The sequence below is a fragment of the Cyclobacteriaceae bacterium genome, from assembly GCA_030584025.1.
Lineage (GTDB): Bacteria > Bacteroidota > Bacteroidia > Cytophagales > Cyclobacteriaceae > UBA2336.
The window spans coordinates 160,396-173,327 of the sequence record CP129487.1 but is presented as its reverse complement, the minus strand read 5'-3'; the positions used below and the strand labels follow the sequence as shown (position 1 = coordinate 173,327).

Below are 12,932 nucleotides of genomic sequence, written 5' to 3'. Positions count from 1 at the left end.
ATGAAAAAACTTCTTGTACTGCTGTTAATCGTTTGCGCGCTCAACACCTGGGCTCAAGAGGAAGAATCTGTTCCGGATTCAGTTGAAGTGGCAATGGCTGAAGAGGAGATGTTATTCAAAGAAGATTCCACCAGCTTTGCTTTTTACTCCCTGCTCTCCGATGTTGAATTTATTCCGGGTGATGATCGTCCGGACATTATTCAGGATCGATTGAGTTGTTTAGAGAAAGAAATTCCGTTACACTATAATCCTCGTATTCACTCCTTTATTAATTACTTTACTGTACGCGACCGTGAATACACACGCATGGTCATTCGCAGAAAACATCTCTACTTCCCCATTTTCGAAAAATACCTGAAGCAATACGGATTGCCCGATGAACTCAAATATTTATCCATTATTGAATCGGGTTTAAACCCAAAAGCGATTTCACGTGCACGTGCCGTTGGGTTATGGCAGTTTATGTACGCAACCGGCAGGCATTATAAACTGCACATCGATTGGTACACCGATGATCGTATGGATTTTGAAAAATCTACCGATGCCGCTTGCCGTTACTTACGCGATTTATACGGCATGTTCAATGATTGGGAACTGGCACTTGCTGCCTACAATGCCGGGCCAGGTAATGTAAAAAAGGCAATCCGCAGATCAGGCTATAAAAAAACATTTTGGGAAATTTACAATTACCTGCCCCGCGAAACCCGTTCGTACGTGCCGCAATTTGTGGCCATGATCTACACCATGAACTACCTGCCAGAACATAATTTTATTGAACATGAGCAGGAAATGCTGATGCCGTACGATACGGTAATGGTGAACAAGTACGTTCACTTCAATACGCTGGCAAACCTTACCGGCATTTGTTTGGATGACCTGCAACTTCTCAATCCGGGCATGTTACGCAATGCCGTTCCGGATGCTACAAAATATTACGCGATCCGAATCCCTGTCATCGCAAAAGAAGTTCTCAGTCAAAACAGATTAGCCATTCTTGACTCCGCTTCAAAAGTTGGAAAAAAAGAAATGGAGTTGTTGGCTAAAAATACGGAAGGCAGCACCTATGGCCGCGACCGCATTGTGTACCGCGTAAAGAGTGGTGATGTACTTGGTTCCATTGCCATGCGGTATAAAGTTCGGGTAGATGACATTAAACGCTGGAACAATCTTTCGGGAAATACCATACGGATCGGTCAGCAACTTACCATCTGGATAAAGGAGCCAGCAAACCATGAAGTTACCACGGCTGCTGCCAAGCCAAAGCCAGTATCGCCCATTCAAATTCCGGCATCCAAAACCTATGTGGTGCAACCAGGCGATACCCTGTGGGACATTTCACGAAAATTTGAGGGACTCACCATCGAAAAGATAAAATCACTTAACAACCTGACGGGTAATAACATCAAGCCCGGTCAAACGCTGGTCATTGCGTTATAATTTCGTTCGGATAAAAAATCCGTGACGAAAGTAGAGGTTCTTGGATTATAGATTTAAACTTGCGCTATGAGGAATCTGCTTTTAATCCTTATCATCATTATACTGGTTGTTGCATGCAATACATCGGAGAAAACCCGTGTGGAGAATCTTCCTTCCATGTCGGGTAAGTCGGGTGACATGATTTTAATTATGGACTCCGTGCAATGGAACGGTGAAGTGGGCGAACAACTGCGCGATATGTTTCGTGCAGAAGTACCGGGGCTTCCGCGCGAAGAGCCGCTATTCAACCTGATTTATGTTCACCCACGAAAGGGCTATACCTTGCTAACGCAAATTCGTAACCTCGTTTTTGTTTTTACGCTGGATCAGCAAACCGCAGGTTCAAAAATTTTAAAAGAAAGTTTCTCTGAAGAAACCCTGGAGCGCATCCGTACCGATTCTTCCTTTTTCCTGGTAACTACCAAAAATGAATACTCACGCGGGCAGGAAGTGATGTACCTGTTCAGTGATACACAGGAAAACCTGTTAAAAAAAATTAAGAGCAACAGTCGGGCGATTGTAAACTTCTTTAACGAAGTTGAAAAGAAGCGCTTGTTTGAAAACCTGAATAAAGTCACCACCACAAAAGAATTGACGGATGCCTTGCGCAAGGAAAATGGAGTTGAAATAAAAATTCCATTTGGCTTTAAACTTGCTGATAAGCAAAAAGACTTTATCTGGTTGCGGTTAATGGATGCCCGCGTGGATAAAAATATCTTCATCAGTTGGAAACCGTATGAAAGCGAATACCAGCTTCTGCCCGATAGCTTAATCGCCTTTCGAAATGACATCGCCCGCAAATACCTGTTTGATGATCCGATTAATCCGGAAAGTTATGTCGTAACCGAAACGTCTATTCCGTTTAAACCATTAAAAGCAACACAGGTAAATTTCAACGGAAAGTTTGCCATGGAACTGCGGTGGTTGTGGAAGACGAATAACAATACCATGGGTGGGCCCTTCATCAGCTACGGATTAGTTGACGAAGAACAACAACGCCTGTACTACATTGAAGGCTTTTGCTACAGTCCGGGTAAAGATCAACGCGAAACCATTCGCGAATTGGAAGCCATTTTGTGGACGTTTAAATCGGGTGTAACCTCCCCCGCAAAATAAGTACGAATCTTCATCAGCAGACGTGTGCATATTTTTATGCCCGGTAGGTCATTTACCTGATAGTATACTATCTTTGGTGGCTTAAGTTTTTCCTATGTCATTGAAGATTCGCAAACAAGATGCCCTGAATTATCACACCCAGGGACAACCCGGTAAAATTGAAGTTGTACCCACCAAAGTACTCAGCTCACAACTTGACCTGGCGCTGGCGTACTCACCCGGTGTAGCCGAACCCTGCAAGGAAATTGCCGCCAACAAAGAAGATGTGTACAAGTACACTTCGAAAGGAAACCTGGTGGCCGTAATCTCAAACGGAACAGCCGTACTCGGTTTAGGCAACATCGGCCCGGAGGCATCCAAACCCGTGATGGAAGGAAAGGGCGTACTCTTTAAAAAGTTTGCGGGCATTGATGTGTTCGATATTGAAATTGCAGAAGAAGACCCGGATAAATTTATTGAGATCGTAAAATCCCTGGAGCCTACGTTTGGTGGAATAAACCTGGAAGACATAAAGGCACCGGAGTGTTTCAAAATTGAAACAGCCTTGCGCGAAAAGATGAACATTCCGCTGATGCACGATGATCAGCATGGAACCGCCATCATTTCAGGTGCTGCATTGCTGAACGCCTTGGAGTTGGTCGGAAAAAAAATTGGAGATATAAAGGTAGTGGTGAACGGTGCGGGTGCTGCAGCCGTAAGTTGCACGCGACTTTACCTGCACCTGGGCGTGAAGAAAGAAAACATTGTGATGTGCGACAGCAAAGGTGTTATTCGCAAAGACCGGAAAGGACTGGATGACATTAAAAAAGAATTTGCTACCGATCGTGATCTTACTACGCTAAGTGAAGCGTTGAAAGGTGCCGACTTCTTTATCGGGTTATCGGTAGCTGATATTTTAACACCAGAGGATATTTTATCGATGGCCAAAGATCCGATTGTGTTCGCGTTGGCTAACCCCAATCCGGAAATTGCTTACGACCTGGCAAAGAAAACGCGGCCCGACCTAGTGATGGCCACTGGTCGTTCTGATCATCCCAACCAGGTGAATAACGTGTTGGGCTTTCCATACATTTTCCGTGGCGCACTTGACGTTCGCGCAAAAGAAATTGATGAACCCATGAAGCTGGCGGCTGTGCGGGCTTTGGCTGAACTGGCAAAAGAACCCGTACCGGAAATGGTGGTGAAGGCTTACGGCTCCGATAAGATTACGTTTGGAAGAGAATACCTGATTCCGAAACCGCTTGATCCGCGTTTGATCACCACGATCTCTCCTGCTGTGGCCAAAGCTGCTATGGAATCGGGCATGGCTACGCGGCCCATTGAGGACTGGTCGGCTTACCACCAGGAATTGTTGAACCGCATTGGCATCGATCAAAAACTAATGACGCGTATCATCGATCGCGCCAAGCAAAACCCGAAACGAGTGGTGTTTGCCGAAGCGCATCATATCAAAATTCTGAAGGCTGCTCAACAACTCATCGATCAACACATTGCACAACCCATTTTGCTGGGCGATAAAGATGAAATTGAACGTTTGATTCAGGAACACAAACTTGAGCTGGATTGCCCGATCATCTATCCACGCAGGGAACACCAGCGTGTAAATGAATACGCAGAAATCTTGTACAAAAAACGCCAACGTAAAGGACTTACCTACCGCGATTGCCAGCAATTGATGCGCGACCGGAATTACTATGCCGCCATGATGGTGGAAGTGGGTGATGCGGATGCTGTGGTTTCGGGATTGACAAAAGATTATCCGAAAACCATTTTACCCTCGCTGCAAATCATCGGAATGGCCGAAGGTGTTGAACGGGTGGCCGGTATGTACATCATTATGAATAAGAAAGGCATTTACTTTTTTGCCGATACAACCGTTAACCTGAATCCGAATGCTAATGAGTTGGTGGATATTATTTCGCTGACCGCACGTGGCGTTCGCTTCTTCGATATGGAGCCACGAATTGCTGTGCTCTCCTACTCCAACTTTGGTTCATCGCGTGGAGAAGTTCCGGAGAAAACCCGTGAAGCCGTTCGATTAGCAAAACTGAAACATCCTGATCTGATTATTGATGGAGAAATTCAAGCCAACGTAGCCTTGAATACCGAGATACAAAAAGAAACCTATCCGTTTAGCGCATTGGCAGATGGCGGTGCAAATACGCTCATCTTCCCTAACCTGGCATCTGGAAATATTGCCTACAAGTTGCTGATGGAAATAGGCGGAGCGGAAGCCATCGGACCGATTTTGTTGGGTATGAAAAAACCGGTGCATGTGCTTCAATTGGGAAGCTCCGTTCGTGAAATTGTGAACATGGCTGCCATTGCCGTGGTGGATGCACAGTTGCATGAGCAGAATGACCACTTGTAGCATTTACGATTTCGGATTTTAGATATTTGATTTATCAGCGTTCACCCGAGTAATCAAAATCCGAAATCTAAAATCACAAATCCAAAATCATCATGATTTCATTTCTCAAAGGAAGGCTGGTCCAAAAAGATCCCACGCATGTGGTGATTGATGTGAATGGTGTAGGTTATCATGTGAACATTTCCCTGCAAACCTTCAGCGGTATTAAAGATCAGGAGAATACCCTGATCTATACCCACCTGGCCATTCGTGAAGATGCGCACGTGTTGTACGGCTTCAGCACGGAAGCTGAGAAAAAACTTTTTCAACAACTGATTTCTGTGAATGGCGTTGGGCCCGGTACGGCCATCGTTATGCTTTCCTATCTTTCTTCTGAAGAATTAAAGGCGGCCATTGTTCAGGAAGATGCCACTACCCTGCAACGCATAAAAGGCATTGGTGGTAAAACGGCTTTACGGGTAATCATTGAACTCAAAGACAAGCTTCGGAAAGACCTTGCCGAAGACAGCGTTTCAACAATTCCGGGCCTCAAACACAATACCCTCCGGAGCGAGGCGTTATCTGCTCTAATCACCCTTGGCATAACCAAAAGTGCTGCGGAGAAAAGTGTGGATGCCGTCCTGAAAAAGTCGGGAAATACCGTTACTTTGGAGGATTTAGTTAAACAAGCTTTGAAAAACGCCTAAGCCTGCGTGACGCTGAAGACTTTATCGTTTCTTACCGTTACAGCCATTACCCTGCTTTTAACCGGGCAGCCCATTGCTGAGGTTCATGCTGACATACTTTTTCAGCAGCAGGATACGGTGCGTACCAACCGGGCTGATACCGCACGGCAACAACCCTACCGCCCAAGCTTCAGGCCAACGTTTCAATTGCGCGACCGATACGGTGATCCATTTTCGAACACCACTTCCAAATCACCACTCTTCTTAAAAGACCCAACCAAAGTCGGCTATGAAATCCAGCTCGACAGCAGTCTGAATTATACCATTTATGAAAAAGTAGGCGACCTGAACTACCGCCCGGTAACATCCATGTCGTTTGAGGAATTTAAAGCGTACCAGGACAGGCAAATGCTGAAAAGCTATTGGCAGGGAAAATCCAGAAGCCTGGATGGCGAAAGTGCGGTAAGCGGAAGAAGCCTGATTCCAAAATTGTATGTGAGCCCGATACTTGACCGCATTTTTGGTGGAAGTTACGTGGAGTTGGTACCACGTGGTTTCGTTACCCTTGATTTCGGTGTGGCTTTTCAGCGCATAGATAACCCGAACATTCCCATTCGCCAGCAACGCAACGGAGGTTTTGAATTTGATCAGCAGATCAACATGAGCGTAATCGGTAAAGTAGGTGAGAAACTTGCCGTAAGTGCCAACTTCGATAACAACAACTCCTTCGATTTTCAAAACAACATGAAGGTGGAGTACACCGGTTTCAAGGAAGATATTTTAAAGAAGTTGGAAATCGGTAACGTGAGCTTGCCGTTGAACAACACGTTGATACAAGGCTCGCAAAACCTGTTTGGTGTAAAGGCTCAACTTCAATTCGGAAAATTATTTGTGACCACCGTAGCCTCCACACAACGTGGTAAAGTTGCTTCCATTGAATTGCCGGGTGGTAACAGCGGACAAGGCAGGCCGTTTGAGTTGGTAGCTTCCGGGTATGATGAAAACCGCCATTTCTTTTTGGGGCATTTCTTCCGCGATAATTTTGAGCGATGGTTGGGAAACCCACCACAAATTTATTCCGGCATTAACATCACACGCGTTGAGGTCTATATCCTGAACCGCAATAACGATACACGTACCCTTCGTAATGTAGTAGGCCTGATGGATTTAGGTGAACCACGCAGGGTTTACAACAGCTCCGTTACCGGTTTAAATGCGTCCTCACCAAATGCCAATGAGGCTAATGAGCTTTTTAATGATGTGCGCAACTTTACTAGTGGTCCAAACGGTCGTGATGCAGATGGCATAAACGCATTACTCGATAATTACTTTGATGGAGAAGGCAACAACGGCACCGACTACGAAAAAATTACAGGAGCGCGTATTCTTAATCCAACCGAATATACTTTTCACAAACAACTGGGCTACATCACACTTACGCGAAAATTGCAAAATGATGAAGCGCTTGCGGTGGCCTATGAATTTACATACAATGGAAGAAGCTATAAAGTTGGCGAACTCTCCGAAGATTACGCCAGCCGACCAGACAACGAAGTGCTATTCTTAAAACTCTTGCGTCCGCGTAAAGTAAGTATCCGCGATCAGCAACTCAGAATCATACCCACCTGGGATTTGATGATGAAGAATATTTATTCATTAAATGTTTCCCAATTAACACCCGAAAATTTTCAGCTGCGCATCATCTACCGCGATGACCGGTCGGGTATTGATAACCCACAACTTCAGGAGGGACAGGATGTGCGCAACCGCCAACTCATTGAAGTGTTTGGCCTGGATAAACTCAATCCGGTTAACGATCCGCAACGGGATGGCAATTTCGATTTTGTGGAAGGCGTTACCATCAACACCCAAGCCGGAATAATTATTTTTCCATTTCTCGAACCATTCAGCAAAGCCTTGCGCGATGCATTTGAAAATGATCCACAGGAAAGTTTTTTAATTCAGAAGTATGCGTTCGATACATTGTATCGTACCACACGGGCCGATGCCGAGCTCATCGCTACCAAAAATAAATTCTGGCTGGTGGGCACATACTCGGCCGGATCATCAAAAGAAATTCTGATTCCGGGTTTTGGTGTTTCTCAAGGATCGGTGCGGGTATATGCGGGTGGCACTCCGCTAATGGAAGGAACTGATTACACAGTCGACTACACCTTTGGGCGTGTAACCATTTTAAGTGATGCCATTCTAAGTTCCGGTAAAAACATCAGCATACAATACGAACAGTCCGATCCGTTCGCCTTTCAAACCCGATCGTTGTTGGGTACACGGTTCGACTACCAGGTGAACGAGAACCTGAGCCTGGGCTCAACCGTACTCTATTATAATGAGCGGCCACTGATCACCCGTAACGCTATTGGTACTGAGCCTGCACGAAATCTTCAATATGGGCTCGACTTCAACTACCGCAAAGACAGCAGGTTAATTACCAAACTGATTGATGCGATACCGGGTGTTCAAACGAAAGAATTATCCTCCATCAATTGGAGTGGCGAGTTTGCACAATTGCTACCGGGTACTTCAAATATTGTAGACGATGAGGGGACCGGATATATCGATGATTTTGAGAACACGGCAACACCTTATTCATTGATGAGTCCTCAAGCGTGGAAACTGGCGGCCACACCAAAAGATCCAGATTTCGATCTTAGTGATGGAATCCAAAACGATTTACGTGCTGGATTCAGACGTGCCAAACTCGCCTGGTACATAGTAGATAACCAGTTTTACCGCGATGGTGGCCAGTTTAAGCCCGCGAATATTTCAAGCAGCGATTTAGAAAATCATTATGTGCGTGCCGTTCAACCCACTGAAATTTTTCCCAACCGCATTCCACCACAAGGAAATTTTTGGGAGCCGGTTTTGGATATTGCATACTATCCTACCGAACGAGGACCCTATAATTACGACACACTTAGATTGGGTAGTGGAAAAACCGAATACACCCCACTAGAAGCTCCAGATAATTGGGCGGGATTGACAACTGCAATTCGAACCGAAGTAGATTTCGATAAAGCAAACATTGAATATGTAGAGTTTTGGATGTTGGATCCCTTTATCAACAATTCCGATAGAGGAAGAATTATCGATGGAAAGTTTAACAACTTCAATACTACTGGAGGAAAACTGATTTTTCACTTGGGAAGTATTTCGGAAGATGTTATACGCGATGGTAAACATGGGTTCGAAAATGGTTTACCCCCAGACGGTAACCTGGCTGAAGCTACACAAACCCCATGGGGATATGTAACCAATCGCCAATACATTACTAACGCATTTGATAATTCTGCTACAGCCAGAGCAAACCAGGATGTGGGTTGGGATGGTATCGGAAATGAAAATGAACGTACAAAGTACAGTAGCTTTGTCAATCTTGATCCAGAGTTTGCGCTAGATCCATCCGCAGATGATTTTCAATTTTATTTTGGTAATGAGCTTGATGCCCGTGATGCACAAATTCTGGAACGCTATAAAAATTATAACGGCCTTGAGAACAATACACCCATCAACACCGGTAGTGATATTCCACGCTCAAACGGTTTTCTTCCGGATAACGAAGACCTGAACGCGGATAATACCTTAAATGAACTGGAAGAATATTACCAGTATAGCATTGAGCTGGAGCCGGGCGATCTGGATATTGGTAAACATTATATCGTAGATAAAATTACACCAGCACGACTATCCGAAACAAACAATAACCCGGATGGCGCGACCTGGTATCTGTTCCGCATACCGGTACGAAATTTTGAAGAACGTGTAGGCAACATTGAAGGATTCAAGTCCATTCGCTATGTGCGCATGATCCTCACTGAATTTCAGCAACCCGTGGTGCTGCGCATGGCCAACTTCCGCCTGATCGGTAGCCGATGGAGACGCTACCTGGAAAACCTGGAAGCAGGCGGACTGGTACCTGATCCGGAACCAGACTTTGACAACTTCACTTTATCGGTGGTAAACATTGAAGAAAACTCCGCACCCGATCCGGCCAGTGGTAAACCTCCCTACGTGTTACCTCCCGGGTTCATCCGCGACCGCGATAATACGTCTTCGGTTTACCGCGAACTGAATGAGCAATCCGTTCAGGTGTGCATTGAAAATTTAAAAGATGGTGATGCGCGTGCCATCTATAAAAACGTGACCATGGATTTTTTCAACTATGGCCGCATTAAAATGTTTGTACACGCCAACAGCATCAACGCACAAGATGATGACTTAACCGTATTCATGCGTCTCGGTACGGATTTCAATGAAAATTTTTACGAAGTAGAATTACCTTTGAAGATTACACCAGGTTCTGCCTCAGCAGCAAGCGACATCTGGCCGTCAGCCAACGAGTTTGATTTTGCCTTGAAGGATTTGTACGGGCTGAAAGCCAGGCGCGATCGCGAGGGGGCTTCGTTGGATATCCCTTTCCCCGCAGAAGGCCCCAGCATGGTGGGCAGGCACGGTTTACGTGTGGTGGGACGGCCCGATCTGAGTCAAGTGCAATTAATCATGATTGGTGTGCGTAATCCAAGAACCAATGATGTACGCTCCTATTCTGTCTGTGTTTGGGCCAATGAATTGCGCCTTACTGATTTTGATCGCACGGCTGGTTATGCCTTTAATACAAGCTTCAACGCCAAGCTTGCCGACTTCGCCACGGTATCGGGTTCGATGCGGTACATGACTTACGGCTTTGGAAGCGTGAGTTCCAAAATCAGCGAACGTACACGTGAAGAAACATTTGCCTATGACGTAACAGCCAATGTAAACATCGATAAACTCTTACCGGGAAATCACGGTATAAAAATTCCGATGCTGGTGAGTTACCAAAACACTACCATCAATCCGAATTACGACCCGGCTAACCCCGACCAGAAACTGGATGCCGCCCTGGCTTCGTTCAACACCCAACAGGAAAAAGATGACTACGTAAAACTTATCCGCGACCGGGAAGTACGCAGAAGTTTAAATTTTACTAACGTTCGAAAAATCAAAGTCAACCCTGAAGCCAACTCACACTTATGGGATATTGAAAACCTATCTTTCAGCTACCGCTACAGCGATAACGTGCGCAGAAGTTTTACCATTGCTGAATCCTTACGAAAAGACATTGGCGGTTCTGTAGCGTATAATTTTTCACCCAAAGGTGCAGGTTTTGAACCATTTAAAAACAGTGACGGATTCAAATCGCCCTGGTTCAAATTCATCAAAGACTTCAACTTTAGTTTACTCCCATCTAGCATAATGGTGCGGGGCGATCTGGATCGCTCCTTCTCAAAAATCATTTATCGCAACTCGCTTTCCAATTCTGAATCAAACTACCTGAAGTACTTTACTTTCAATCGTACCTACAATGTTCAGTGGAACCTGACCAAGAGTTTGACTTTAAATTACAGCTCGCGCGCCAACGCCATCATTGACGAACCTGAAGGTGATATTGATACACAAGAGAAACGTGATAGTGTGATGAACAACCTGAAACGCTTTGGCCGGATGAAAAATTTCGATCAGACCATTACGGCTAACTACGTTGTACCGCTGGATAAATTTCCACTCACCGATTGGGTGGGTGCCGAATATCGCTACCAGGTGAACTACAATTGGAAGGCCGGCCCAATTGATCAACTGGATTTACCCGGTGAAGTAAGGGGCATACCCGATAGCTTGAATTTCAGAAACACCATACAAAACAGTCGTGATCAAACCTTATCCGGTCGGTTGGATCTGGTGAAACTGTATAACAAGATTGGCTTCCTGAAAAATATTAACAGTCCGCCCCGGCCTGCCACCACACGTCCGCAGCCCAACCAAAAAGCAGATACGGTGAAAACGCCCACCACACCTCCTCTTGTAAAAGGATTATTACGGCTGTTGATGTCTGTTCGATCCATAAACGGAACCTATACCGTTACGGAAGGCACCATGCTTCCCGGCTTTGAACCAACGCCTCATCTGTTTGGGTTAACGAAGGGATTTGATGCTCCGGGATGGGATTTTGTGTTGGGAGGGCAAAGTCCGGGTATTCGTACAAAGGCTGCAGAAAATAATTGGCTGGTTCGTTCTACTTCGCTGACAATACCATTTACCCAAACCTCAACGAAATCACTGACCGGCCGCGCCAACATTGAGCCATCTCCGGATTTGAAAGTTCAACTTGATATCAAAAAGGATGTGACTGATGGCTATCAGGAAATTTTCAGATTCGATGATATGCAGAATGATTACATATCATTAAACCCAAGCCGTTACGGCAGTTATAAAATATCTACTCTATCAATCAATACTGCCTTTCGTTCTGATAATGACGAACTGGTTTCATCTGTGTTCCAACAATTTGAAGAGAACCTGTTAACGGTGCAACAAAGATTTGCAGCGGTAAACCCTGGTTTCGAGTACGATTCAATCAGTCAGGATGTAGTCATACCAGCCTTCATTTCAGCTTACACCGGAAAAAGTGCCGAACAGATAAGCCTGAGTCCGTTCCCGCGCACACCGTTTCCATCCTGGCGTGTGGATTACAATGGCTTGAATAAAATTGAAGCCTTCAAGGATATTTTTCAGTCGATTACCATTACACACGGATACTCGTCCACGTATTCGGTGTTGAATTTCTCAAACTCTTTACAATATGAAAATCCGGGAGATGTAGGGTTTAACGTGCCCATTGAAAAATATAACAACGGCATATTCTCTAACCTGACCAACGATAACGGCAGGCCAATACCTATTTACGTGATCAGCCAGGTATTGATTGCCGAACAATTCTCGCCTTTAATCGGTGTAAACCTCCGCACCAAAAACCGCTTAACCGCACGAGCCGAATACAAAACCAAACGCGAACTGGCATTGAACATTGCCAATGCACAGGTAACCGAAGTAAGCAGCAAAGATGTTACCGTTGAAATCGGATATACCAAAAACAACATGAAACTGCCAATCAAGTCGCAGGGACGAACCATTGTGTTGAAAAATGATGTCACGTTCCGCATGAACATGACCATCAGCAACCAGTCCACCATCCAGCGAAAAATTGAAGAATTGAACGTACTCACCAATGGAAACATCAACTTCCAGTTGAGGCCTAACATTAGCTACGTGGTTAACCAAAAGTTGAACGTGCAGGCGTACTTTGAGCGCACCATTAACGATCCACAGGTTTCCAACTCCTTCCGCAGGGCCACTACCCGCTTCGGATTCCAGGTGCGGTTTAGTTTGGCGCAATAGGTACTGAGGCACAGCCCTTTTACCTCGGTATTTAAGGGCAAACTTTTCCTTCGATTCTTGAATTAACTCCT

Annotated in this window: 5 protein-coding genes; all 5 read left to right on the top strand. The window is 45.3% G+C overall.

What is annotated here, in order from left to right; all coding sequences use genetic code 11:
• The 5 genes from QY309_00815 (at position 1) to sprA (ending at position 12,861) form a co-directional block, all read left to right on the top strand.
• On the top strand, positions 1-1,437 hold the full coding sequence (locus QY309_00815) for a LysM peptidoglycan-binding domain-containing protein (protein WKZ60030.1): 1,437 nt from the start codon (positions 1-3) through the stop codon (positions 1,435-1,437).
• 66 nt (positions 1,438-1,503) lie between these two features.
• Positions 1,504-2,592: a DUF4837 family protein gene (locus QY309_00810; GenBank protein ID WKZ60029.1), complete on the top strand. Its 1,089-nt coding sequence runs from the start codon at positions 1,504-1,506 to the stop codon at positions 2,590-2,592.
• A 94-nt stretch (positions 2,593-2,686) separates the two neighbouring features.
• Complete coding sequence (locus tag QY309_00805; protein WKZ60028.1) at positions 2,687-4,963, top strand: NADP-dependent malic enzyme; 2,277 nt, start codon at positions 2,687-2,689, stop codon at positions 4,961-4,963.
• A 92-nt stretch (positions 4,964-5,055) separates the two neighbouring features.
• Positions 5,056-5,649 (top strand): Holliday junction branch migration protein RuvA, encoded by a 594-nt coding sequence (gene ruvA / locus QY309_00800; protein ID WKZ60027.1) that lies wholly within the window; start codon positions 5,056-5,058, stop codon positions 5,647-5,649.
• Between the two features lie 6 nt (positions 5,650-5,655).
• Positions 5,656-12,861: a cell surface protein SprA gene (gene sprA, locus QY309_00795; protein ID WKZ60026.1), complete on the top strand. Its 7,206-nt coding sequence runs from the start codon at positions 5,656-5,658 to the stop codon at positions 12,859-12,861.
• Positions 12,862-12,932: the final 71 nt, after the last annotated feature.